The sequence below is a fragment of the Kitasatospora sp. NPDC034533 genome (genome assembly GCF_055575155.1).
This window is the reverse complement of sequence record NZ_JBVITE010000001.1, coordinates 283,450-307,110: the sequence shown is the minus strand read 5'-3', so window position 1 is coordinate 307,110 and position 23,661 is coordinate 283,450. Positions and strand designations below refer to the sequence as shown.

The 23,661-nt window shown below is 73.0% G+C and carries 23 protein-coding genes and 1 pseudogene; 9 read left to right on the top strand and 15 right to left on the bottom strand.

Going from position 1 to position 23,661, the window contains the following annotated elements; translation table 11 throughout:
- Nucleotides 1-87: 87 nt before the first annotated feature.
- Nucleotides 88-234, bottom strand: coding sequence for a hypothetical protein (locus ACZ55U_RS01510; RefSeq protein ID WP_465521193.1), 147 nt, complete (start codon nucleotides 232-234; stop codon nucleotides 88-90).
- Nucleotides 235-417: 183 nt separating this feature from the next.
- Between ACZ55U_RS01510 and ACZ55U_RS01505 the strand changes: the two genes are divergently transcribed.
- Nucleotides 418-1,740: a helix-turn-helix domain-containing protein gene (locus tag ACZ55U_RS01505; protein WP_465521191.1), complete on the top strand. Its 1,323-nt coding sequence runs from the start codon at nucleotides 418-420 to the stop codon at nucleotides 1,738-1,740.
- Here the strand turns inward: ACZ55U_RS01505 and ACZ55U_RS01500 are convergent.
- The 3 genes from ACZ55U_RS01500 to ACZ55U_RS01490 all read right to left on the bottom strand — a co-directional run bounded on the left by ACZ55U_RS01500 (nucleotide 1,737) and on the right by ACZ55U_RS01490 (nucleotide 3,446).
- Entirely contained in the window at nucleotides 1,737-2,549 is an 813-nt protein-coding gene (locus ACZ55U_RS01500) for an alpha/beta hydrolase (RefSeq protein ID WP_465521189.1), read from the bottom strand. The two genes, ACZ55U_RS01505 and ACZ55U_RS01500, sit on opposite strands and share 4 nt — an antisense overlap.
- Before the next feature lie 271 nt (nucleotides 2,550-2,820).
- The gene (locus ACZ55U_RS01495; protein ID WP_465521187.1) at nucleotides 2,821-3,087 is read right to left on the bottom strand and encodes a hypothetical protein; all 267 of its coding nucleotides are present in this window, start codon (nucleotides 3,085-3,087) and stop codon (nucleotides 2,821-2,823) included.
- Nucleotides 3,084-3,446: an ATP-binding protein gene (locus ACZ55U_RS01490; protein ID WP_465521185.1), complete on the bottom strand. Its 363-nt coding sequence runs from the start codon at nucleotides 3,444-3,446 to the stop codon at nucleotides 3,084-3,086. The genes ACZ55U_RS01495 and ACZ55U_RS01490 overlap by 4 nt, the downstream gene beginning before the upstream one ends.
- A gap of 283 nt (nucleotides 3,447-3,729) precedes the next feature.
- Between ACZ55U_RS01490 and ACZ55U_RS01485 the strand changes: the two genes are divergently transcribed.
- Nucleotides 3,730-4,590, top strand: coding sequence for a helix-turn-helix domain-containing protein (locus tag ACZ55U_RS01485; RefSeq protein ID WP_465521183.1), 861 nt, complete (start codon nucleotides 3,730-3,732; stop codon nucleotides 4,588-4,590).
- Nucleotides 4,583-4,765 carry a DUF397 domain-containing protein gene (locus ACZ55U_RS01480; RefSeq protein ID WP_465521181.1) on the top strand — a complete coding sequence of 61 codons (183 nt, stop codon included), beginning with the start codon at nucleotides 4,583-4,585 and terminating at the stop codon, nucleotides 4,763-4,765. The genes ACZ55U_RS01485 and ACZ55U_RS01480 overlap by 8 nt, the downstream gene beginning before the upstream one ends.
- A 59-nt stretch (nucleotides 4,766-4,824) precedes the next feature.
- Here the strand turns inward: ACZ55U_RS01480 and hutI are convergent, their stop codons facing one another.
- From hutI to hutU, 4 genes are read right to left on the bottom strand one after another with little or no spacing between them, the layout of a single operon-like run.
- Nucleotides 4,825-5,991 carry an imidazolonepropionase gene (gene hutI / locus ACZ55U_RS01475; RefSeq protein WP_465521179.1) on the bottom strand — a complete coding sequence of 389 codons (1,167 nt, stop codon included), beginning with the start codon at nucleotides 5,989-5,991 and terminating at the stop codon, nucleotides 4,825-4,827.
- 34 nt (nucleotides 5,992-6,025) lie between these two features.
- Entirely contained in the window at nucleotides 6,026-7,378 is a 1,353-nt protein-coding gene (locus tag ACZ55U_RS01470; RefSeq protein ID WP_465521271.1) for a formimidoylglutamate deiminase, read from the bottom strand.
- On the bottom strand, nucleotides 7,375-8,556 hold the full coding sequence (locus ACZ55U_RS01465; RefSeq protein ID WP_465521269.1) for an allantoate amidohydrolase: 1,182 nt from the start codon (nucleotides 8,554-8,556) through the stop codon (nucleotides 7,375-7,377). Before ACZ55U_RS01465 ends, ACZ55U_RS01470 begins: the two co-directional genes overlap by 4 nt.
- Before the next feature lie 20 nt (nucleotides 8,557-8,576).
- A complete protein-coding gene (gene hutU, locus ACZ55U_RS01460; RefSeq protein ID WP_465521267.1) occupies nucleotides 8,577-10,262 on the bottom strand; it encodes a urocanate hydratase in 1,686 nt (561 codons plus the stop codon).
- Nucleotides 10,263-10,444: 182 nt separating this feature from the next.
- On the opposite strand from hutU, the gene ACZ55U_RS01455 reads away from it, so the two are divergent.
- On the top strand, nucleotides 10,445-11,017 hold the full coding sequence (locus ACZ55U_RS01455; protein WP_465521177.1) for a Uma2 family endonuclease: 573 nt from the start codon (nucleotides 10,445-10,447) through the stop codon (nucleotides 11,015-11,017).
- Between the two features lies 1 nt (nucleotide 11,018).
- On the opposite strand, the gene ACZ55U_RS01450 is transcribed toward ACZ55U_RS01455, so the two are convergent.
- Both ACZ55U_RS01450 and ACZ55U_RS01445 read right to left on the bottom strand, forming a co-directional pair.
- Entirely contained in the window at nucleotides 11,019-11,342 is a 324-nt protein-coding gene (locus tag ACZ55U_RS01450; RefSeq protein WP_465521175.1) for a hypothetical protein, read from the bottom strand.
- 88 nt (nucleotides 11,343-11,430) lie between these two features.
- Nucleotides 11,431-12,300: a MurR/RpiR family transcriptional regulator gene (locus ACZ55U_RS01445; RefSeq protein ID WP_465521173.1), complete on the bottom strand. Its 870-nt coding sequence runs from the start codon at nucleotides 12,298-12,300 to the stop codon at nucleotides 11,431-11,433.
- A gap of 272 nt (nucleotides 12,301-12,572) precedes the next feature.
- Between ACZ55U_RS01445 and ACZ55U_RS01440 the strand changes: the two genes are divergently transcribed.
- Nucleotides 12,573-12,986, top strand: coding sequence for a hypothetical protein (locus ACZ55U_RS01440; protein WP_465521171.1), 414 nt, complete (start codon nucleotides 12,573-12,575; stop codon nucleotides 12,984-12,986).
- A gap of 58 nt (nucleotides 12,987-13,044) precedes the next feature.
- Here ACZ55U_RS01440 and hutH read toward each other — a convergent pair whose 3' ends face one another.
- Complete coding sequence (hutH, locus tag ACZ55U_RS01435; RefSeq protein WP_465521169.1) at nucleotides 13,045-14,622, bottom strand: histidine ammonia-lyase; 1,578 nt, start codon at nucleotides 14,620-14,622, stop codon at nucleotides 13,045-13,047.
- 108 nt (nucleotides 14,623-14,730) lie between these two features.
- Nucleotides 14,731-15,897: a macrolide family glycosyltransferase gene (locus ACZ55U_RS01430; protein WP_465521265.1), complete on the bottom strand. Its 1,167-nt coding sequence runs from the start codon at nucleotides 15,895-15,897 to the stop codon at nucleotides 14,731-14,733.
- Nucleotides 15,898-16,020: 123 nt separating this feature from the next.
- Between ACZ55U_RS01430 and ACZ55U_RS01425 the strand changes: the two genes are divergently transcribed.
- Nucleotides 16,021-16,641, top strand: a complete 621-nt coding sequence (locus tag ACZ55U_RS01425; protein ID WP_465521167.1) for a TetR/AcrR family transcriptional regulator — start codon at nucleotides 16,021-16,023, stop codon at nucleotides 16,639-16,641.
- Nucleotides 16,642-17,476: 835 nt separating this feature from the next.
- Here the strand turns inward: ACZ55U_RS01425 and ACZ55U_RS01420 are convergent.
- From ACZ55U_RS01420 to ACZ55U_RS01410, 3 genes and pseudogenes are all read right to left on the bottom strand, one after another.
- Nucleotides 17,477-18,610 (bottom strand): annotated as a pseudogene (locus tag ACZ55U_RS01420) (GGDEF domain-containing protein); the annotation flags it as partial.
- A gap of 467 nt (nucleotides 18,611-19,077) precedes the next feature.
- A complete protein-coding gene (locus tag ACZ55U_RS01415) occupies nucleotides 19,078-20,202 on the bottom strand; it encodes an adenylate/guanylate cyclase domain-containing protein (protein ID WP_465521165.1) in 1,125 nt (374 codons plus the stop codon).
- A 173-nt stretch (nucleotides 20,203-20,375) separates the two neighbouring features.
- On the bottom strand, nucleotides 20,376-21,269 hold the full coding sequence (locus tag ACZ55U_RS01410) for a biotin--[acetyl-CoA-carboxylase] ligase (RefSeq protein ID WP_465521163.1): 894 nt from the start codon (nucleotides 21,267-21,269) through the stop codon (nucleotides 20,376-20,378).
- 247 nt (nucleotides 21,270-21,516) lie between these two features.
- Here ACZ55U_RS01410 and ACZ55U_RS01405 point away from each other — a divergent pair, with 247 nt between their 5' ends.
- The 3 genes from ACZ55U_RS01405 (at nucleotide 21,517) to mmpB (ending at nucleotide 23,626) form a co-directional block, all read left to right on the top strand.
- Nucleotides 21,517-23,106, top strand: coding sequence for an acyl-CoA carboxylase subunit beta (locus tag ACZ55U_RS01405; protein ID WP_465521161.1), 1,590 nt, complete (start codon nucleotides 21,517-21,519; stop codon nucleotides 23,104-23,106).
- A 29-nt stretch (nucleotides 23,107-23,135) separates the two neighbouring features.
- Nucleotides 23,136-23,357: an acyl-CoA carboxylase subunit epsilon gene (locus tag ACZ55U_RS01400; protein WP_465521159.1), complete on the top strand. Its 222-nt coding sequence runs from the start codon at nucleotides 23,136-23,138 to the stop codon at nucleotides 23,355-23,357.
- Between the two features lie 128 nt (nucleotides 23,358-23,485).
- Entirely contained in the window at nucleotides 23,486-23,626 is a 141-nt protein-coding gene (gene mmpB / locus ACZ55U_RS01395; protein WP_380700291.1) for a morphogenic membrane protein MmpB, read from the top strand.
- Nucleotides 23,627-23,661: the final 35 nt, after the last annotated feature.

The following is a 23,661-nucleotide window of genomic DNA, read 5'->3' as shown; positions in this document are numbered from 1 at the left end:
CCTTCACTGGGATGCTTGGAACCGCACGCCCGGCCCCAGTTGAGGTGGGGCCGGGCGCACGACTACTTCAGGTGCTCAGGCCGGCTGTCAGTTGGTCCAGCCGCCCATCATCGAGGTGTTGTCCTCGCCCAGGAACGCCCGGACATTGCCCCGGATGGTGTTCGTGGCGCTCTCGTCGAGCGTCACGGACTCGGCCGCCTCGGTGTTCTCGGTGTCGCTGGCGATCACGGACATTGCGATCTCCCTTCACTGGATGGATGGAGCAGCCTCCCCGGAGGTGGCATGCATTCAGTCAACCCCTGGCAGCATTGAGTGACGAGGCCGTACCGCAGGACACTTCACCGGACACATCAACGTGGTTGTGGCCTCTCACCCCGACCGGGGAAAGTGACTGCCGTGGATGTCGTGGGAGCGCCCATGTCCGAACCAGCACACGGGAACACGCGCTTCGTAGCAGCACGTGTCGAACGGGGATGGCACACGCAACAGGACTTCGCGGATGCATACGACACCAAAGCGGAGTCGCTCGGCGAAAAAGCCAGGATCTCGGTGCGTCAGGTCCGACGCTGGGAGTCAGGACAGCCCACCTGGCCCAACCGGGACGCTCGGCGAGTCCTGGACGCGATGTTCAGCGTGCCCCTGGAAGACCTCGGGTTCGTCCGCCCACCTCACCCGGCAGGCCGGCGAGCGTCCGGGACCGAACAGAACCAAGGTGCGGAGACGAACGCGCTTCGCCGCATCTTCCTTAGAGGCGGGCTCGCCGCCGCAGCACCGGTCCTCGACCTCGCCGCCCTGGATCACCTCATCGCTGCAAGCCGCGACGCGCGCCGCTACAACGACGACCAGCTCGTCGCACACCTGCGGACCGCCCTTGACGAAACCGCCCGCGCCGACGGCCTGGCTGGCCCTCACACCGCCCTGCCGGCCGCTCTCGGTCTGATCACCGCGATCGACTCCAGAGCCCGCGAAGCCGACCCGGCCGTACGCCACCAGCTCCTCAACGTCGGCGCCCGCGCCTCGGAACTCGTAGCCTGGCTCTACCGCGATGCCGGAGCGCCCGCCCACACCATCGCCTACTGGCACGCGCAGGCGAAGGAATGGGCGACCCTCACCGGCGACGGCGCGATGCACGCCTACATCCTGCTCAGGCAGGCCCAGGCCACGGACCGCTCAAACGCCGCCCGGATGCTCGACCTCGCCCGCGCCGCCACCAACGGCCCCTGGACGCTCCCACCACGGCCCCGCGCGGAGGCGTACCAGCAGGAAGCCCGCGCCCTTGCCATGACCGGCGCCAACAGCGGCCAAGTCACCCGCGTTCTCGACCTCGCCCGCGCCACCCTCGACCAGGCAGACCCGGTCCAGGCGCCACCCAGCTGCACCGGACCGCTCGGCGAGAGCTACACCGCCGACCGGCTCATGGTTCAAAGTGCGATCTGCTACCGCGAAGCCCACCAGCCCAAGCGCGCCGTCGTACTCTTCCAACGACACCTGGCCGACGGGACCTTCACCCCACGCGACCGCGCGTTCTTCACCGCCCAATTGGCCGGCACCCTCTCCGAGGCAGGCGAACCTGACGAAGCCGCCACTGTCGCTCTCGAAGCCCTTGGTCTCGCCGCTGGCGCTCGCTTCGGCCAGGCCCTCGCCGAGCTGAGCCGCACCGCCGATACGCTGCGTCGCTGGTCCCGGCGACCGGCGGTCCGGGACTTCCAGGAACGGATCCTGGTCTTCACCGCCGGCTAGGCAGCCAGGAACTCCCGCACCCGGTCGATCACCTGTCGCTGCCACGCCTGCGACTGCGGATCGAGATAGCCAGGGTCGTCATGGACTGCGAACCCGTGCTGCGCGCCGTCGAGTTCGAGGAGTTCCGTCGGACCGCCGAACATCGGCCGATGGCGGTACGTGGACTCGATCGGGACGAACGTGTCCTTGGTGCCGTGGACCATCAGCACGGGGGCGTGGACGGCTGCGAGGATCGCGGGGGTGTCGAGGTAGAAGACTTCGTTCAGCAGCGCTCGGTTCAACTGGAACGGCGACTTCTCGGTGTAGCCCTGGCGGTCGAGGAGCGTCGCGGCGGCAGGAGACAGGTAGTCGTCGCTCCAGCCTGGGCGACTGGTGACGTAGCGCTCGCGGTAGTCCAGACGTGGGTTCAGGAGCACCAGGCGGTTGACGTCCTCGGGCCGGTGGGCAGCGTGCAGGGCCGCCGCGCCGCCGGAGAAGGAAGCCGCGATGACATGGACGGCCCCGGCGGTGCCTGTGTGCGCTCGCAGATGATCACCGGCAGCACGAATGTCGTTGGCGACGGACGCGATGGTGAGGTCCGCTTCGCGGCCGGCGCTCTCCCCGTGCGCGCGAAGATCGAAACGCAGGCTGGTGATCCCGGCCTCGGCGAGCCGAGCAGCGAGGCGGGTGAAGAATCCGCCTTCTTCACGGGTGACGCCCGAACCGTGGACCAGGACCGCGAGTGCCTCAATGGGTGCTGTCGAACTGCCGATCGTCCCGTAGAGCGCAGTGCCGTCAAGGGACCGGAACGCCGTCTCGTGATCAACCATGCACTCATGGTAGCCGCCGACCTTGCAGCCGCGGATCCCTACGGCGCGACGTAGCCGGCGCATCAGTCAGCGGGGCCTCCCAGTTGGCGCTGGCGGAGATGTCAGCGGTGCGCGGGCGCTCGCGAGGCCCTCGCCCTGGGTGGGCGAGGGCCTTCGCGTGTTCAGTCTCCGCCGTCAGGCCGCCGCATCTTGAGGATGGCGATGACGCCGAGGGCCACGGTGGCGATCGCGAGGGCGAGGAGGGCGAGGAGGGCCACGCCGATGACGAACCTCACCGGCGCCACGCCTCGTCGCCATCGTCATCGTCATCGTCCAGGTCGCGGAGCAGGTGGAGGAGGTTGATCAGCGTGCTCACCGGAGCGTTCCCGAAGTCGATCAGGACGCGTCCGTCGATGGTGGTCTCGCCCGGCGAGGCGGACCCCCAGAGGAGTCCGCGCGGCAGGCCGCGCCGGTGCAACTCGCCCAGGAGGGCCATGAGGTGGGGCTTGGTGTAGGCGCGCATCCGGGGGTCCTCCGGCACGATGGGGTCGCGGGTCACGCGGCGCAGTCCAGCTCATACCAGATGCTTTTGCCGCGCTTCTGCGGGTCGACGCCCCAGCGGTGGGTGAGGCCGGCGACGAGCTGGAGGCCCCGGCCGGACTCGGCGGAGTCGGCGGGGTTCCGCTGTCGCGGGAGGGCGTCGCTCTCGTCGGAGACGGTGACCCGGAGGGTGTGGCCGAGGACGGAGAACCAGACGACGGGCGCGGGGGTGTCGCCGTGCCGCCAGGCGTTGACGATGAGCTCGCAGAGGGCGAGTTCGGCGTTGAAGATGGTGTCGGCGTCCCAGCCGTTGCGGGTCATGGCGTCCCGCAGGGCCTGGCGGGAGAGGGTCAGCGAGGGGGTGTTACGGGTGCACACGGGAACCTCCGTGAGGCTGTGGTGTGGGGAGGGGGATGACGGCCGTCGCCGTGAGCCAGGCCGGACAGCGGCTGCTCTTCGGTGCGCGGGCAGCAGGCGCCTACTGCCCTGAGTGCAGGAGTTACTGACGATCCGTCGGATCGAGCTGTGAATGACAGTAGCGCACCCCCTCTTTAATTAAAGCCAAACGGGAGAAGGTTCCCCCTCACGAGGGAAGGAGCCCGGATGGATCCGCAGGCGACCAGCGCGGCACACTAGCCTCTGCACCTGCTGAGAGGACGCCATGGCCCTTCGAGTCCCCACTCTCCGCCAGCGACGCCTCGGCGCCGAACTACGGAGGATGAGAGAGCAAGCCGGCTTCGGCGGCAGCCAGCTCGCCCGGCTGCTCGGCGTGACTCCCGCCTTGGTGAGTCAGATGGAGATCGGGAAGTCAGCCGTCACCGTGGCGCGCCTGCACGAGATCGCAGAGGCCTGCATGTGCGCCAACGCGCCCTTGGTCGAAGCGCTTGCCGACATGGCCAGGGAGCGAGACTCGGCCTGGTGGGACGAGCATCGATCGGTACTCGCAGCCGCCCCGATCGATGTGGCAGAAATGGAAGGTCACGCGAAGAGGATCAAGAGCTTCACCATTGGCATCGTCCCGGGACTGCTTCAGACGAACTCGTATGCAACTGCGGTGTTCGGGAGCGGTTTCACCCCTCTCCCGGATCGCGAGATCAATCGCAGGGTGAACTTCCGCCTACGGAGACAACAGATCATCCGGTCCGGCGAGACGCCCTACCTGGCGCTCATCCACGAGGCGGCGTTGCGCATCCAGTACGGCGGGCCTGCGGTGCTCAGAGACCAGCTCGATTCACTCATCAGCGACTCCGAGCTCCCCGACATCTCACTGCGAGTCGTGCCCTTTGCCGCGGCCGACTTCCCTGGTCCCAGTGAGAATCTGATCTATGCGGAGGGACCAGTGCCCGAGCTGGACACGGTCCAGGCCGACTCGTCTCACGGCTCCCACATCTTCGACTCGCCCGCCCAGCTGGCGGGCTACCGCGCAATCTTTGAGCGCATCGAAGCCGTCGCACTCCCGGAGGGCGAGTCGCGAGATCTTATCCGCTCGATCATGAAGGAAATGAACGACAAGTATGAATAGCACCGAGTGGCAGAAGTCCAGCTTCAGCGAAGCAGCCAACAACTGCGTCGAAGTGCGCACACGTGAAGGGCTGGTCGAACTCCGGGAGTCCGACGACGCGGACGTCATAGTCCGCACCACCCGCCTCAACCTTGCCGACTTCCTCCAGGGCGCCAAGGCCGGCGAGTTCGACTAGCGAAGAGCCCCCGTGCCCCCGCCATCGCGGGGCACGGGGGCCTTCCACCGTCCGAAGACTCAGACCTCCCGAACGCCCGCGCGCCAGACCGCCGCCGTGAGCGGCACGCCCGGGCGGTAGGCCAGGTGAACATGCGAGGGGGCGTCCAGCAGCAGCAGGTCCGCGCGGGCTCCAGGAGCGATCACCCCCACATCACTGCGCCGAAGCGCCCGGGCGCCGCCCGCCGTGGCCGCCCAGACCGCCTCGTCCGGCGTCATCCCCATCTCCCGCACCGCCACCGCGATACAGAACGCCATCGAACTCGTAAAACTGGAGCCCGGGTTGCAGTCCGTCGACAGCGCCACCACCGCGCCCGCGTCCAGCAGCCTGCGCCCGCTCGGGTACTCAGCGCGCGTCGAGAACTCCGCCCCCGGCAACAGCGTCGCCACCGTCGCCGACCCCGCCAGCGCCGCCACGTCCTCGTCCGTCAGGTGGGTGCAGTGGTCCGCCGAGGCGGCCCCCAGCTCCACCGCCAGCTGCACGCCCGGCCCGTACGTCAGCTGGTTGGCGTGCACCCGGGGCGTGAGGCCCTTCTCGATCCCCGCCGTCAAAACAGCCCGCGCCTGGTCCCCGTCGAAGGCGCCCTTCTCGCAGAACACGTCCACCCAACGGGCGTGCGGCGCACAGGCGTCGAGCATCTCGCCGGTGACCAACTCCACGTACCCCGCCGGGTCCTCGGCGTACTCGGGGGCGACCACATGCGCCCCCAGGTACGTCGTCTCCGGGGTGTGCACGGCCGCGATCCGCAGCGCTCGCGCCTCGTCCTCGACCGTCAGCCCGTAGCCGGACTTGCACTCGATGGTGGTGGTGCCCTGGCGCACCGCCTCCCGGACGAACCGGGCCAGGTTGGCGTCCAGTTCGGCATCCGAAGCGGCCCGCGTAGCCGCCACCGTCGTCCGGATGCCGCCCGCCGAGTACGCCTGGCCGGACATCCGGGCGTTGAACTCGGCCGTACGGTCCCCCGCGAACACCAGGTGGGCGTGGGAGTCGACGAAACCGGGCAGCAGCGCCCGGCCCCCGGCGTCGAAGCGCTCGTCCGCGGCCGGGGCGTCGGCCGCCGGGCCGACCCAGGCGACGGCGTCGCCGTCGACCACCACGGCCGCGTCGGCCAGCAGGCCGAGCGGCCCGGTGCCGCGCCCGGGGTCGTTGGTGACCAGGCTGCCGATGCCGGTGATCAAGGTGCTCACAACAGGACCTTCCGAGGGGGGTTGGGGGAACGGGTCAGCTGCTCAGCGCGCCGATCGCGGAGCGCAGCGCGCCCGGCACGTCGTCCACCAGCAGGTGCACGCCGTCCCGGACGACGTGCCGGCCGCCGACCACCACGTGCCGCACGTCCGCCGCCGAGGCCGCGAAGACCGCGATCTCGGCGCCGAGCCGGGGCGGCGGCCCAGCCGTACGGACGGTGTCCAGCGCGATCACCGTGAAGTCGGCGAGCGCCCCGGTCTCGATCCGCCCGGCATCCGGCCAGCCCAGCGAGGCGTGCCCGTCCTCGGTGCCGGCCCGCAGCAGCGCGTTCGCCGTCCAGTGGCCCCGGGTCCGGGTGCGCAGCCGCTCGTCCAGCTCCAGCGCCCGGGCCTCCTCGAACGGGTCGATCACCGCGTGGCTGTCGCTGCCCAGGCTGATCGGGCTGCCCGCCGAGGCCAGTCGGCGGGCCGGGCCGATGCCGTCGGCGAGGTCCCGCTCGGTGGTGGGGCACATGCAGACGGTGGTGGCGGAGCCGGCGAGGAGTTCGACGTCCTCGTCGGTGAGGTGGGTGGCGTGCACGGCCGAGGTGCGCGGGCCGAGCACGCCGTGGTCGGCGAGCAGCCGGGTCGGGGTGACGCCGTGCGCGGCCAGGCAGGCGTCGTTCTCGGCGGTCTGCTCGGACAGGTGGACGTGCAGCGGCGCCTCGCGCATCGCCGCCCAGTGCGCGACGGTGCCCAGCTGCCCGGCCGGGACGGCCCTGACCGAGTGGATGGCGGCGCCGATCCGGGCGTGCTCGCGCGGCTTGAGCGCGTCCGCCCGGACGGCCCAGGCCTCGGCGTCGCCGTCGCTGAACCGCTGCTGGGGCTTGGTCGGCTCGGCGCCGAAGCCGGAGGACAGGTAGCAGGTGTCCAGCAGGGTGATCCGGATGCCGGCCCGGGCGGCGGCCTCGATCAGCGCCTCGCCCATCGCGTTCGGATCGGCGTACGGGACGCCGCCGGGCGCGTGGTGCAGGTAGTGGAACTCGCCGACGGCGGTGATGCCGGCCAGCGCCATCTCGGCGTAGACGGCGGTGGCGAGCTCCAGGTAGCTGTCCGGGTCCAGCGCGCCGGCGAACCGGTACATGGTGTCGCGCCAGGTCCAGAAGGTGCCGGAGCCGACCTGCACGTGCCCGCGCAGCGCCCGGTGGAAGGCGTGCGAGTGGGCGTTGGCCTGGCCGGGCAGCAGCAGCCCGTCCAGGCGGACGGCGCCGGGCGGGCAGGGGCCGCTGTCCGGGGTGACGGCGGCGATCCTCCCGTCGGGGCCGGTGGTGATCAGCACGTCCTGCTCGACCACCGGTCCGGTGTCGTACGGCAGCCAGGCGTACCGCGCCCAGTACGTCGGCGGGGTCAATGACACGCCAGGTCCTCCAGTACGTCGGCGAGGGCGGCGACCCCGGCCAGGCAGTCGGCCCGCTCGGCGTGCTCGGCCGGAGAGTGCGAGACGCCGGTGGGGTTGCGCACGAACAGCATGGCGGTCGGGACGGCGGAGGCCAGGATGCCGGCGTCGTGTCCCGCGCCGGTGGGCAGCACCGGGGCGTCCAGCAGCCCGGCCAGCCGGTCGCGCAGCGGCCCGTCGAAGTCCACCACCGGGGTGTAGGACTCGCGGGTCAGCTCGACCCGGACGCCGTCGCGCTCGCCGCGCTCGGCGGCGGCCCGCTCGATCTCGGCGACCAGCTCGGTGAGGGTGCGCTCGTCGGCCGCCCGGGAGTCCAGCCAGCCGCGCACCAGCGAGGCGATCGCGTTGGTGCCGTTGGGCTCGACCGCGACCTTGCCGAAGGTGGCCAGCGCGCCCGCCAGCTTCGCCTTCTTGCGGGCGGCGAGCACCGTGTTGGCGTACGTCAGCATCGGGTCGCGGCGGTCCTCGATCCGGGTGGTGCCGGCGTGGTTGGCCTCGCCGTGGAAGTCGAACCGCCAGCGGCCGTGCGGCCAGATCGCCCCGGCCACACCGACCGGCTGCCCCTCGGCGAGGCAGCGGCCCTGTTCGACGTGGAGCTCGACGAAGGCGCCGATCCGGGCCAGCCGCTCGTCGTCCGCGCCGATCGCGCTCGGGTCGTAGCCGGCCCGCTCCATGGCGTCGGGCAGCCGGACGCCGTCGGCGTCGCGCAGTTCGTACGCCTGCTCGCGGCCGAGCACGCCGGAGGTCAGCCGGGAGCCGATGCAGGCCACGCCGAACCGGGCGCCCTCCTCGTCGCCGAAGTTGACGATCGCCAGCGGCTTGCTGAACTCGGCGCCACGGGCGCGCAGTTCGTCCAGTGCGGCGAAGGAGGAGACCACGCCGAGCGGGCCGTCGAAGGCGCCACCGTCCGGGACGGAGTCCAGGTGCGAGCCGGTGACGACCGCGCCCTGACCATGAGGGTCGCCCAGCCAGGCCCACTGGTTGCCGTTGCGGTCCAGCTCGTACGCCAGGCCGCGGTCGCGGGCCTGCTGCTCGAACCAGGCGCGGCACTCGGCGTCGGCGGAGTTCCAGGCGAAGCGGCGGTAGCCGCCGGAGGCGGCGGAGCGGCCCACCGGGAGCAGCTCCGCCCACATCTCCTCGAAGGACGAGGCCGTCACAGCTCACCCGTCGGGCCGTGCTGGTTCATGGGGACGCGCACCCCGCGCTCGTCGGCGACCTCGGCGGCCCGGTCGTACCCGGCGTCCACGTGCCGGATGACGCCCATGCCCGGGTCGTTGGTGAGCACCCGGCGGATCTTCTCCCCGGCCAGCGCGGTGCCGTCGGCGACGGTGACCTGGCCGGCGTGGATCGAGCGGCCGATGCCGACGCCGCCGCCGTGGTGGATGGAGACCCAGGAGGCGCCGGAGGCCACGTTGACCATGGCGTTGAGCAGCGGCCAGTCGGCGATCGCGTCCGAGCCGTCCAGCATCGCCTCGGTCTCCCGGTACGGGGAGGCGACCGAGCCGCAGTCCAGGTGGTCGCGGCCGATCACGATCGGCGCGGACAGCTCGCCGGAGGCGACCATGTCGTTGAAGCGCTCGCCGGCCTTGTCGCGCTCGCCGTAGCCGAGCCAGCAGATCCGCGCCGGCAGGCCCTGGAAGTGCACCTTCTCCTGGGCCATCTTGATCCAGCGGGCCAGGGACTCGTTCTCCGGGAAGAGGTCGAGGACGGCCTTGTCGGTCTTGTGGATGTCCTGCGGGTCACCGGACAGCGCCGCCCAGCGGAACGGGCCCTTGCCCTCGCAGAACAGCGGGCGAATGTACGCCGGAACGAAGCCCGGGAAGGCGAACGCGCGGTCGTACCCGGCCAGTTGGGCCTCGCCGCGGATCGAGTTGCCGTAGTCGAAGACCTCGGCGCCGCGGTCCAGGAAGCCGACCATCGCCTCGACGTGCCGGGCCATCGACTCGCGCGCCCGCCGGGTGAACTCGGCGGGCTCGGCGGCCGCGTAGTCGGCCATGTCCTCGAAGGCGACGCCCTCCGGCAGGTAGCTGAGCGGGTCGTGGGCGCTGGTCTGGTCGGTGACGATGTCGATCGGCGCGTCCATCGCGAGCAGTTGCGGGACCAGCTCGGCGGCGTTGCCCAGCACGCCGATGGAGAGCGGCCGCCGCTTGTCGCGGGCCTCCACGGCCAGCTGGAGCGCGTGGGCGAGGTCCTTGGCCTCGACGTCCAGGTAGCGGTGCTCGATCCGGCGGGCGATCCGGGACGGGTCGCAGTCGACGCAGATCGCGACGCCGCCGTTCATGGTGACGGCCAGCGGCTGGGCGCCGCCCATCCCGCCGAGGCCGGCGGTGAGGGTGATGGTGCCCTCCAGCGTGCCCCCGAAGCGCTTGTTGGCGACGGCCGCGAAGGTCTCGTAAGTGCCCTGGAGGATGCCCTGGGTGCCGATGTAGATCCACGAGCCGGCGGTCATCTGGCCGTACATGGTGAGCCCGAGGCTCTCCAGCCGGCGGAACTCCTCCCAGTTGGCCCAGTCGCCGACGAGGTTGGAGTTGGCGATCAGCACCCGCGGCGCCCACTCGTGGGTCCGCATGACGCCGACCGGGCGGCCGGACTGGACCAGCATGGTCTCGTCCTGCTTCAGCCCCTCCAGCGTCCTGACCATGGCGTCGAAGGACCGCCAGTCCCGCGCCGCCTTGCCCGTCCCGCCGTACACCACCAGCTTCGACGGGTGCTCGGCCACCTCCGGGTCGAGGTTGTTCATCAGCATCCGCAGGGCGGCCTCCTGCTGCCACCCCTGCGCCGTCAGCCCCGCCCCCCGCGCCGCGCGCACCTCACGCGGCCCGCTCGCCTGCTGCACCATGGTCCCGGCCTCCCTGCGGATGGATTCATTCATGCTCGACTTCGCTGAATATATCCAAACAATCACGACGCGGCCAGACCACGGAACAATCCGATCAGCCACGGCACCGGCCGACTTGGCGCGCTAGCCTGAACCCGGCGGACACCAGCCACTCGGCCCAGCGCCAAGGAGCGGAGGACACGATGACGGCCATCACCGTGCGGCCCGGCAGACTCCGGGATGTGGCGGAGGAGATCGAGCACAACACGGGACTTCGCGTCCAGATCATCGGAGGAACCCTCGTGATGTCCCCGACGCCCCGCGGTAAGCACGCGGGAACCGTGCGACGGCTGCGCATCCAACTGGATCCCCGACTGCCCGATGATCTCGGCGCCTACGAGGTGTCGTCCGTCTACATGCCAGGCAACGACGAGGACTACGCCACACCCGACCTGATCGTCCTCCCCACGGACTGGGAGAACGACGACCGATGGCTCGCCGATCCCCATGAGGCAGCCCTCGTCGTCGAGGTGATCTCCAACTCGGAGGGCGTGAAGGCCGTCTCCACCAAGACGGACTGGTACGCGAGCGCCGGTGCTCCGGTACTGCTCGCACTCGACCCGCGCAACGGCACCTGGACGCTCCACACCCATCCGCGCGACGGGGCGTACCAAGGCGTCCTGCTCGGCAAGTACGGCGAGCCCGTCCCGCTGCCCGCGCCACTGCCCGCCGAGCTGGACACCTCCGGCCTTCCGCTCTACGCCCCGCGCCGCTGAGTCACGCCGCGGCGTCGCCGCCGTCCCAGTCGATGCCGATCTCGGCGAGCCAGCGGCGGTCGTCGGCGTCGGGGGCGGGTCGGGACGGCGGGCGGGGGACGTTCTGGACGGGGCCGAGGCCGTACTTCTCGGCGACCGCCGCGGAGCGGGCGTCGGGTTCGATGACGCCGACGTGGACGGCGGACTCGTCGCCCGGGTCGAGGACGGTCAGTTCGGGATCGGGCAGGCGCCGCAGGGTGACGCGGCGTCCGCAGGTGGGGCAGGACCATTCGTCGGCGCCAGAGGCGAGGCGGGCGACGAACTTCATCTCGTGGATCACGCGCATGGGCGGCACCCCCTGTAGGAGGGGATGCCCGGGTTCGTGACGAGTACTCCAGGCCGCCGCTCCGGGCCGCGGCCGTTCCGGGCCGCGCCTACTCCAGGAAGAGCCCGCGCGCCGCCGCCGAGTGCTCGATCGCCTCCAACCGGGCCTCGGCGCCCGGGAGTTCGTCACACATGGACTGCAACAGCACCCGGCCGAGCATCATCGGCGCGCACGCGGTGTCGAAGACCAGCCCGGTGCCGACGGCGGCCGGCAGCATCAGGTCGGACAGCTTGGCGACGGGCGCGAAGGCGCTGTCGGCCACGGTGAGCACCGTCAGCCCGCACTCGCGGGCCACCGTCAGCGCGTCCATCAGCTCCCTCGGGTAGCGCGGCAGCGCGAAGCAGAGCAGCGCGCTCGCCCCGGCCGCCCGGGCCTGCTCCAGCCGGTCGGCGAGCATGCTGCCGCCCTCGTCCAGCAGCCGGATGTCCGGGTGCACCTTGGAGGCGAAGTACGCGAAGCCGCGCGCCTGGGCCGAGGCGGCCCGCAGCCCGAGCACCGGCAGCGGGCGGGAGGCGGCGAGCAGCCGGGCGGCCCGGATGATCGGCTCCGGGTCGGCGAGGAGTTCGGCGAGGTGGCGCAGGTGGGCGATCTCGGCGAGCACGGCCTGCTGGTGCTCGTTGCGCACCGCATCGTCGGGGCTCTCCGGCGCGGCCGGCTCGCCCCCACCGAGTTCGCGCAGCTGCTTGCGCAGCGCCGGGTAGCCGTCGTACCCGAGCGCGACCGCGAAGCGGGTGACGGACGGCTGGCTGACGCCCGCGAGTTCGGCAACCTCCACGCTGGACAGGAACGGCGCCTCGGTGGCGTGCCGCACCAGCGAGTGGGCGATCCGGCGCTGGGTCGGCGTCAGCCGGTGCCCCTCGAACAGTTGGAGCAGCCGGGCGGAGGGGCCGACGCTGCCGGCCTCGTCGGTGGCGGTCATCAGCGGTACCTCCGGGTGGGAGCGGTTCGGACGACGACTGTGCAGCAGCGTGCCGTGGCCGGGCAAAGACGTCTCGTACGGCGGGACGCCCGGTGAGACGCGCCCGACGGGTCGGACGCGTCGGACGGACCGGGCGGGTACGACGGCCGGGCGGATCCGGCGGGCCCGCCCGGCCCCGCCGGTTCGGGGAACCCTGATTTGTCCCTGAGTCCGCCCGGATTCCCCCCGCGAACGGATGGACCGGGCGCCCCGGCGGCCCCACCCTGGAGTCCATGGACACTCGTCAGGACGAACTGCGGCGCGACCTCGACGCCACCCTCCAGGCCCGCAAGGAGCTCGGCAAGGAGTACGAGGACGCGCTCGTCGACTCCTTCATGAAGCGGCTCGACGCCCGGGTGGACGCCCGGGTCGCGCGGTCGGTGGCCGAGCGGACGGACGACTACGAGCCGTCCTACCGGGATCGGGACCGCGGCCGTTCCCGGGGCTCCGGCCCGGTCGGCAACCGCCTGGCGGTGGTCTCGCTCGCCCTCGGCATCCCGCTGACCGCGATCGCGAGCAGCGCGGAGACCGGTGGCTTCGCCGGCCTCCTGGCCTGCTGGGCGGGCATCGTCGGGGTCAACTTCGCGGCCGCGCTGAGCAACCGCCGCGATCGCCGGGAGCGCTCGCGGCGGAGCGACTGGGACTAGGCCGTGCCCTCCTCGGACGAGGCCCGAGCCCCCGTCACCCCGCCGCGAGCGCGACACCTCAGGCCAGCGGGCCGGTGACCCGCTCGACCGCCCGCACCAGCCCCCCGGAGGCGACCAGCGCCGCGGCGGCCTCCAGGTCCGGCGAGAGGAAGCGGTCGCGGCCGGCGCCGCCGACCCCGGCCTCCCGGGCGGCGGCCAGCGCCGCCGCGGTGGCCGGGGCGAGCCGGCCGGCCCCGTCGGCCTGCTGACGGATCTCCAGCGCGCGGGCGGCGGCGGTGAGTTCGACGGCCAGGATGCGGCCGAGGTTGGCCACCGCCTGGCGCAGCTTGCGCGCGGCCGACCAGCCCATCGACACGTGGTCCTCCTGCATCGCGGAGGACGGGATCGAGTCGACCGAGGCCGGGACGGCGAGCCGCTTGTTCTCGCTGACCAGCGCCGCCTGGGTGTACTGGGCGATCATCAGGCCGGAGTCCACGCCCGGGTCGTCGGCCAGGAAGGCCGGCAGGCCGTGCGAGCGGGCCTTGTCGAGCAGCCGGTCGGTGCGGCGCTCGGCGATCGAGCCGAGGTCGGCGGCGGCGATGGCGAGGAAGTCCAGCACGTACGCGACCGGGGCGCCGTGGAAGTTGCCGTTGGACTCCACCCGGCCGTCCGGCAGCACCACGGGGTTGTCCACCGAGGCGGCCAGTTCGCGCGAGGCGACCAGCTGGGCGTGCGCCAGGGTGTCCCGGCCGGCGCCCGCCACCTGCGGGGCGCAGCGGATCGAGTACGCGTCCTGGACCCGCGGCGCGTCGTCCTGGTGGTGGCCGGTGAGGCCGGAGCCCTTGAGGACGGCCAGCATGTTGGCGGCGCTGAGCGCCTGGCCCGGGTGGGGGCGGATCGGGGCGTGCAGTTCGGGGGCGAGCACCTTCTCGGTGCCGAGCAGCGCCTCCAGGCTCATCGCGGCGGTGATGTCGGCGGTGGTGAACAGCCGCTGGAGGTCGGCGATGGCCATCACCAGCATGCCGAGCATGCCGTCGGTGCCGTTGATGAGGGCCAGGCCCTCCTTCTCCAGCAGCTCGACCGGCTCGATCCCGGCGGCGGCGAGCAGTTCGGCGGCGGGCCTCTCCTCGCCGTCCGGTCCGGTGGCGACGCCCTCGCCCATCAGGACCAGCGCGCAGTGCGACAGCGGCGCGAGGTCGCCGGAGCAGCCGAGCGAGCCGAACTCCCGCACCACGGGGGTGATGCCCGCGTTGAGCAGGGCGGCCATGGTCCGGGCGACCAGCGGCCGGACGCCGGTGCGGCCGGAGGCCAGGGTCTTCATCCGCAGGAACATCAGCGCGCGGACCACCTCGCGCTCGACCACCGGCCCCATGCCGGCGGCGTGCGAGCGCACCAGCGAGCGCTGCAACTGGGCGCGCAGCTCGGGGCTGATGTGGCGCACGGCGAGTGCGCCGAAGCCGGTCGACACCCCGTAGACGGGGCGCGGCTCGGCGGCGAGGGCGTCGATCCGGGCACGGGCGGCGGCCATCTCGGCCAGCGCGTCGGGGCCGATCTCGACCCGGGCGCCGTCCCGGGCGACGGCCAGCACGTCCTCCGCGCTGACGTCGGCCTTGCCGACCAGGACCAGCGGAGCATCGGGGGCCACAGCACTGTGCATATCCATATACACCATCACATCAGGTGAATGAAGATATGACAACAGGTGCCGCCCATCCGGATTCTCCTCCCTCCGGACAGCCCCTGGGCCCCCGACCCGCCCCCGGCGCTACCTCACCAGCTCCGCCTCGATCAGGTCCGCCGCCCGGGTGGTGCCGCCCTCGGCCCGGCCGGCCGCGGACAGCTCCCGCAGCCGGTCGGCCACCGCCGGATCGCCGACCAGCTCCAGCAGGGCGGCGCGCAGCGCCTCGGCGGTGGCCTCCCCGGTGTCCAGCCGGCGGGCGACGCCCAGGCCCACCAGGGCGTCCGCGTTGGCGAACTGGTCGGCGGCCTGCGGCACCGCGATCATCGGCACGGCGTGGAACAGCCCCTCGCTGGAGCCGCCCATGCCCGCGTGGGTGACGAAGGCGTCCGCCTGGGAGAGCACCGACAGCTGCGGCACCCAGCGGTGCACCTCGACGGTGTCCGGCACCTCGCCGAGCTCGGCGAGATCGGTGTGCCGGCCGACCTGGAGCACGGTGTGCCAGCCCGGCAGGTCGCCGAAGGCCCGCACGCACTCCCGGTAGAAGGCGGGCTGATGGGTGAAGGCCGAGCCCAGCGAGACCAGCAGCACCCTCTCGGCACCGGCCGGCCGGTGCCACTCCCCCTGGTGGGTCCGGTCGCCGAAGCAGGGCCCGACGAAGCTGATCCGCCGCTCGTCGACCCGGTCGGCGTTGGGCTGGAGAGCGCGCGGGATCAGCGCGATCGCCCGCTCCGGCCGGCCCTTGAAGGCGTCCACGTCGCGCTGCACCGCGCCGGCCCCGGCCAGCCAGTCCGCGAACCGGCGGTAGTGCTCGGCGCCGCCGGGCGCGGCGCGGACCGCCTCGAAGACCTCCGGGAGGTCCTCCTCGATGCCCTCCCAGCCGACGAAGGCGGGCGACAGCTGCACCACCGGCACCCCCAGCCGCTCGCCGAGCGCCCGCCCGGCGAAGCCCGCGATGTCGCAGAGCACCAGGTCCGGGCGGTCCTCCTCGAACGACTCCAGCAGGACCGGCCACATCGACAGCGCGTCGTCCAGGAACACGTCCTGGATCGCCACCGGGTCCTGCGGCCAGCCGCCCGGGTCGTCGGCGAGCGGCAGCTTCGTCGGGTACGGGACGAAGGCCGCGCCGGTGGACTCCACGACCTCGCGGAAGGAGGGGTCGTTGACGTAGCTGACCCGGTGCCCCCGGGCCACCAGCTCGGCGATCACGGCGAGGCTGGGATTGACGTGCCCGTGGGCCGGGACGGAGACCATCAGGACGTGTGCGGGGCGGTTCACGGGCACCTCCGGGGAGCATGGATAAGACGAGACGTTCCGTCTCGCCGCTTCGAGAAGAGACAATACGTCTCGTCTCGCCGTCTCGCCTAGGATTTTCCCATGACCTCCAGAACCGCCCCCGACCCCGGCCGCCGCAGCGAACGCTCGCGCACCGCCGTCCTGACCGCCGCCGCCGCACTGGTCGCCGAGATCGGCTACGGCAAGCTGACCATCGAGGCGATCGCCGCCCGGGCCGGGGTCGGCAAGCAGACCATCTACCGGTGGTGGCCCTCGAAGGGGGCGGTCGTCTTCGACGCCTTCCTCGCCGCCGGCGAGCACGAGGGCGGCCTCGCCCTCCCCGACACCGGCGACCTCGCCGCCGACCTGCGCGCCGTCCTGCGCCCCACCAGCGACGAACTGCGCGACCCCGCCACCGACCGCACCTACCGCGCGCTCGTCGCCGAGATCCTCAACGACCCGGCGCTGCACACCGAGTACCGCACCCGCCTGCTGGACCCGCTGCTGGACGTCACCCGCGACCGCCTCCGCAGCGCCCGCGAGGCCGGCCAGATCGCCCCCGACACCGACCTCGACCTGGCCGTCGAACTCCTCTACGGCCCGATCTACTACCGCTGGCAGTACCGGCTCGGCCCGCTCACCCACGAGCACGCCGACCGCCTGGTCGACGCCGCGCTACGGGCCCTCAACCCGGCCCCGGCCGGCCACGCCCCCGGCACCTGAGCCAGAACACGCCCGGCACCACGGCCAACGGGCGGAGCGGCAGGAGACGCCGAACCGGGTGAGGACAGGCACCGGCTCCGCGGGAGGAGGAGCCGCGCCGAGTCCTGCGCCGCTCCGACGCGGCCGGTGCCGGCGCCGCGACCCGGTGCGCGCCCCGGCCCGCAGCCGGGCTCCCACGCAGGCGCCGTCCGCAGGGCCCGCACCACCACCGCCGCGCGCCGCGCAGGCCGCCCGGGATCCCGCCTCACACCGCCGGCGGCGAAGCCGGCCCCGACAGCGCGACCGCCACCAGCGCCCGCATGGCGCACGCCGCCTGGCCCAGCGGGAGGGTGGCGTCGTCGGCGAAGAGCTCCACCAGCCAGCCGCCGGCCGGGTTCTGCCCGCCTGCGGCGATCATGCCCCGGTAGCCGGAGACGACCAGCACCGCCTCCTCCGCCGGGTCGTTGCCGGCCGCGCCCGCGCGCAGCGCGAAGGCGCCGCCGCGGACGGCACGGCGGGTCATCGGGTAGTGCCGGAGGTCGAAGACCGCGTCGGGGGCCTCGATCTGGGCCCGCTGGGTCTCGGCGCGGGTGCTGCTGGGCCCGCTGGTCATCCGGTAGACGGCGTGCTGGGCGGTGCGCATCAGGTGGGAGCCGGGCGGGACGTACGAGACCCACCAGCCCACGGCGTCCAGCAGCCGGGCGGAGGCCTCGGCGACCACGACCAGCTTGCCGAGGGTGTCCGCCGGGTGGACGGCCCGGACGGCGGCGGCCTGGTCGAGGGAGGCGAGGACGGCGGTGAGCAGCTGCCCCGGGTCGGCGCTGCGGGCGGCGCCGCGGAACCGCCGCCGGTCGGCCGCCCCGGCGCGCCCGTTCGAGCCGCGCCGTCCGTCCGTCCGGTGGTGGGGGTCGGCGGCGTCGGCGAGCAGCACGGTGGGGTCGGGCGAGAAGCCGGGGCCGTGGCTGCGTCCGGCGACCACGGGGTGGGCGGCCCGGGCGGCCTTGGCCCGGTACTGGGCGGCGTCGGCGAGCCGGAACAGCCGGTCCGGGGTGGTGACCGGCCCGATCGAGTCCCCGGTGGAGGCGATGCCGCAGGCCACGCCCTCGCCCTCGGCCAGCGAGAGCGCCCGGGCGCACAGCTCCTCGGCGACGGCGACCACCTCGTCGGCCTTGTGCCCCTCCACCAGCAGGCAGAACTCGTCGCCGCCGAGCCGGGCGGCGAGGCTGCCGGGGAGCTTGGCGGCGGCCACCGAGAGCTGGTGGGCGAAGCGTTCCAGCAGCCGGTCGCCCATCTCGTGGCCGAGCTGGTCGTTGACCCGCTTCAGCCCGTTGACGTCGCAGACCACCAGCGAGACCACGGTGTTGTCCCGGTTGTGGGCCACCAGCGCGCTCTCCAGCCGGGCGTCGACCGCGCGACGGTTGGCGAGGCCGGTCAGCGGGTCGGAGAAGGCGAGCCTGCGCAGGTCGGCCAGGCGCTCGGTCTGCGCCAGCCCGGCCGAGACCTGGGCGGCGAGCAGGGTCGCGTAGTCGGCGTCGGCGTCGGTGAACTCGGGCATCCCGGTCGAGCGGGCGAGGTACAGCTCGCCCCAGGCCTGTCCGTGCAGCACGATCGGCGCGACCACGCAGCAGGCCCGCCCGCGCCGGCGCAGCGCCGCGGCGCGTTCCTGGCAGTACGCGCCGGCGGTCGGGTGCGTGTGCCCGGCGTGCGGCTCGCTGTTCTCGGCGCTCTGCAGCCAGGCGCGCGGCAGCCGCCCGGTGGTCCAGCGCTCCTCCAGGTAGGTGACGATCTCGGGGAAGTCGGCGACGGGGTACGACTCGTCCTCGGGCAGCTCCTCCTCGCCCGGGGCGAGTTCGCCGTGGTTGACCAGCACCCGCAGGCGGCCGGACTCGCGGTCCCAGACGGAGACGGCGGCCATGGTGGCGCCGAGCGCCTCGGTGGCCCGGGCGGCGGCGGCCCGGACGGCCTCCAGCGGGGTGAGCGCGGCGGCCATCTCCTGGGCCAGCTCGACCACGGACTGGAGCCGCAGGTCGGGCAGCGGGTCGGGGCGCCGCTGACCACCGCAGTCACAGTCGCAGTCGCGGTCGCGGTCCATCATGATCGCCTCACTGCTCACCGGCTCGCCTCGCTCCCTGTGCTCGGTCCTGCCGGACCCCCGCCGACCGGCCCCCGTCGGACGACCGCACCCGATCGGCCGCTTGCACCCAGACTAGGGCGATTTCGTTCGGTTATGCCCTGTATGCCCGGAAGGACCCGCAGTAGACCGTACGGGTTTCAACCGCTTGGTGCCCGGAGCGCCGCACCGGCCCACGGGAAACGCCTCCCCGGTCAAACGCCCACGGTCTCCCTCCACCGCGGACGCCTTCCCCGCGTGTCGGCCGCCATTCGGCCGCTGCTCGGCCGTTGTGCGCCACGGCCCGGCCCCGCGCGCGGGCCGACGGAGGACCCGCGGACCCGGCCCTACTCGGCCTTCAGCCGCCGGGTGAGCAGCCACGGCTCGACCAGCCCGAGGCCCCGCACCGGTCTGCGCCACATCGGCTGGAGGTGGAACCGGGCCCCGGCGTCCGGGCCCGGCATCGGCAGCCCGGAGGCGGGCATCCCGGCCGCGGCCGACAGCGCCTCGGCCAGGCCCGGCCCCTCCGAGTCCGCCGGGGCGACGCTGCCGTTCTGCTCCAGCGCGGCGGCGAACTCGCCGTCGATCAGCACCGCGTCCTTGGGCGCGATCGAGGTGAGCCGGCTGGCCAGGTTGACGGTGGTGCCGAAGACGTCGCCCATCCGCGAGGTGACCGTGCCGAAGGCCATGCCGACCCGCAGCGGCGGGATGGTGTCCTCCTCGGCCAGCGCCTCGATCAGGCTGAGCGCGATCTCGGCGGCGGTCGCCGGGTCCTCGGAGACGTAGAGGATCTCGTCGCCGAGCGTCTTGATCACCCGGCCGCCCTGGCCGGCGATCAGGTCCGAGCAGGTGTTCTCGAAGGTCTCGACCAGCTCGCCGAGCTCCTCCTCCTCCAGCCGGCGGGACAGCCGGGTGAAGCCGACCAGGTCGGCGAAGCCGACGGCGAGCCGCCCGCTGGTGATCTCGTGGTCCTCGGCGGCCTGCACCACCCGGCCGGTGACGGCCGCCAGCTGGCGCCGCCAGACGTACACCAGGAACTGCTCCAGCTCCGGCAGCAGCAGCTCGACCAGCGGGTACGCGACGTCGGCGCGGGTCAGCCCGGGTTCGGCGGACTGGGTGAGGTTCTCCAGGAAGGTGTCCATCTGCCAGCCGGCCAGCCGGGCCGTGGTCTGGCCGGTGGAGCGGGCCACCTGGATCGCCATCGACTCGCTGAGCAGCCCGGACTCGACCAGGCCGGCCAGCCGCCGCAGCGCGATCACGTCGCCGTCGGTGAGCGCCCGGGACTGGCCGATGTCGGGGAAGCCCATGGCCCGCCAGAACCGGGTGGCCAGCTCCATCGGGACGTCGGCGGCGCGCGCGGCCTGGTACGGGGTGTAGCGGCGTGGCGCGTCCAGGATCAGGCGTTCCAGTTCGAGCGCGACCGTGGGGTCGTTGTTGCCCGCCGTCGCGCCGCTGCTGCCGTCCTCTGCCACCGGTCCGTCCCCGTGCGATCGCCGCACTCGCCTCGTGTCCTACCTGTCCGGGCGCGCCGTCCGCCACCCGGGCGGGCAGTGGCGCGCCTCACACCGCTGCCAGGTGGAATGTTCGCACGGAATCGTCGGATCCGGGGCATCAGCCCGGGTCAAGGGGAGGTGAAGACTGCCGTTCAGCGGGGTTCGGGGCGCACGTGGACGACGTCCCCGGCACCGACCGCCCGGCGTGCGCCGTCGGGCGTACGGACCACCAGCCGGCCGTCGCCGTCCACCGCCACCGCCTCGCCGACCAGCTCTCGGTCGCCCGGCAGGTGCACCTTCACCCGGCGGCCGAGCGTGCTGCACCGGTCCGCGTAGGCGCGCAGCAGCTCGCTGGTGTGCGGGTCGCCGGCGGCGGCCGTCCACTCCCGGTACAGCACGGCGAACTCGCGCAGCAGGGCGCGCAGCAGGGTGCCCCGGTCGGTGGTCGTGGCCCCGGCCAGCGCGAGCGAGGCGGCGGTGGGGACGGGCAGTTCCTCGGCCCGCAGCGACACGTTCAGGCCCATGCCGACCACCACGGCACCGCCGGCCAGCTCGGTGAGGATGCCGCCGAGCTTGCGCTCCGCGCCGTCGATCTCCACCTGGAGGTCGTTGGGCCACTTCAGCCCGACGTCCACCCCGGCGACCCGGCCGAGCGTGCTGGCCGCGGCCACCCCGACCAGGATCGGCAGCCAGCCGTAGCGCTCGACCGGCACCTCCTCGGGGCGCAGCAGGACGGACAGGAACAGCCCGGAGCGGGCCGGGGCGGTCCACTGCCGGTCCAGCCGGCCGCGCGCGGCGCTCTGCGCCTCGGCCACCAGCACCGCACCCTGCCCCGCGCCCTCCCGGGCCCGGGCGGCGAGGTCGCTGTTGGTGGAGCCGGTCTCGGCGACGACCTCCAGGGAGGTCCACAGGCCGCCGGGGACCAGCAGGTCGCGGCGCAGCGCCTCCTCGTCCAGCGGCGGACGGTCCAGGTCGGTCCAGGGCGACGGTCCGGCGTGGCCGAAGCCGCGCAGTCCACTGCGGCGGGGGGTCTCGGGTGCGGTCATGGTGTCGAGACTAGGGCGTGCCGGAGCGGGCGCGCGCCGGAGGCCGCAATCCGCCCCATCGTCCCGCAGAACGCGATCGGACACACTGTGTCGAGGGCCATAACGCCAGGACGTGCCGGATCGCCCTCCGCGCTGGCTACGCTACCCAGCGGTAGTTCGTCGCGCCGCCCTGCCCTCCCGCGCGGGCCCACCACCCGGCCCCGCGCACTCGAACAGGTCGCGGCCATGGATCAGGGAGAGCCACCGGATGACCGAGGCGCCGTACGACCCCCACACCACCGCGGGCAAGCTCGCCGACCTGCGGCGCAGGCTGGACGAGGCGGTGCACTCCGGCTCCGCGAAGGCCGTGGAGAAGCAGCACGCCAAGGGCAAGCTGACCGCCCGTGAGCGGGTCGTGGAACTGCTGGACGAGGACTCCTTCGTGGAGTTCGACGAGTTCGCCCGGCACCGCTCGACCAACTTCGGCCAGGAGAAGACCCGCCCGTACGGCGACGGCGTGGTGACCGGCTACGGCACCGTGGACGGCCGTCAGGTCGCCGTGTTCGCCCAGGACTTCACCGTCTTCGGCGGCTCGCTCGGCGAGGTGTTCGGCGAGAAGATCGTCAAGGTCATGGACTTCGCGCTGAAGACCGGCTGCCCGGTCATCGGCATCAACGACTCCGGCGGCGCCCGGATCCAGGAGGGCGTGGTCTCGCTCGGCCTCTACGGCGAGATCTTCCGCCGCAACGTGCACGCCTCGGGCGTCATCCCGCAGATCTCGCTGATCATGGGCCCGTGCGCGGGCGGCGCGGTGTACTCCCCCGCGATCACCGACTTCGTGGTGATGGCCGACCGGACCTCGCACATGTTCATCACCGGCCCGGACGTCATCAAGACCGTCACCGGCGAGGACGTCGCGATGGAGGAGCTGGGCGGCGCCCGCACCCACAACACCAAGTCCGGCAACGCCCACTACCTGGCCGCGGACGAGAAGGAGGCGATCGAGTACGTCAAGAGCCTGCTCTCGTACCTGCCCTCCAACAACCTGAGCGACCCGCCGGCCTACCCCGAGCGGGCCGACCTCGCGGTCACCGCCGAGGACCTCGAACTCGACACCATCGTGCCGGACTCGGCGAACCAGCCGTACGACATGCGCAAGGTGATCGAGCACGTCGTCGACGACGGCGAGTTCCTGGAGACCCAGCCGCTGTACGCGGGCAACATCATCACCGGCTTCGGCCGGGTCGAGGGCCAGTCCGTCGGCGTCGTCGCCAGCCAGCCGATGGACCTGGCCGGCTGCCTGGACATCAATGCCAGCGAGAAGGCCGCCCGCTTCATCCGCACCTGCGACTCCTTCAACGTCCCGGTGCTGACCTTCGTGGACGTGCCCGGCTTCCTGCCCGGCACCGAGCAGGAGTGGGACGGCATCATCCGGCGCGGCGCCAAGCTGATCTACGCCTACGCCGAGGCCACCGTCCCGCTGATCACCGTGATCACCCGCAAGGCCTTCGGCGGCGCCTACGACGTCATGGGCTCCAAGCACCTGGGCGCGGACCTCAACCTGGCCTGGCCGACGGCGCAGATCGCCGTCATGGGTGCCCAGGGCGCGGTCAACATCCTGCACCGCCGGGAGATCGCCGAGGCCGAGGCGGCCGGCACCGCCGACGAGAAGCGGGCCGAGCTGATCGCCTCGTACGAGGACACCCTGCTGAACCCGTACCTGGCGGCCGAGCGCGGCTACGTGGACGCGGTGATCGCGCCGAGCGAGACCCGCCGGCACGTCGTGCGCGGCCTGCGGGCGCTGCGCGGCAAGCGCGAGGTGCTGCCGCCGAAGAAGCACGGCAACATCCCCCTGTAGACCCCGTTCCTGTCGGGAGAGAACCAGCCATGTCCCCGATCCACGTGCTGCACGGGCAGCCGACCCCCGAGGAGCTGGCCACCGTCCTGGCGGTGGTCCAGTCCCGGGCCGCCGCCGCGCAGGCCGCCGCCGAGGCGGCGCGCCCGGCCGGCGTCGGCCCGGCTTCCCCCTGGAACGACCGCGCCCGACTGCTCCGCCCCGCCGTCCGCCCGGGCGCCGACGCCTGGCGGACCTCGGGCTGGGCGCACTGAAGTCCCGCCGCGGAGTGGGGAGTCGGCCCCGCCGGCCGCCCACTCCGCACCCCGCGGCGCCCGCCGCGCGCGGAACCTGAGTACGGATACTCAGGCGCCCGCACCCCCGCACGGCGCACTCTGGACGGGTGCTCTGGTCAGACCCCCGCGACGAGCCCTCGCCCGAGGCCCGTCGGATGCAGCAGCGGATGCAGCGGGCCGGCCGGGTGCTCGCCGCCCTGGCGCTGGTGGGCGCCGTGCTGGTGATGATCGCCCGCTCGTTCACCTGAGCCGTTCGCCTGAGACATTCACCCGAACGGCGGAC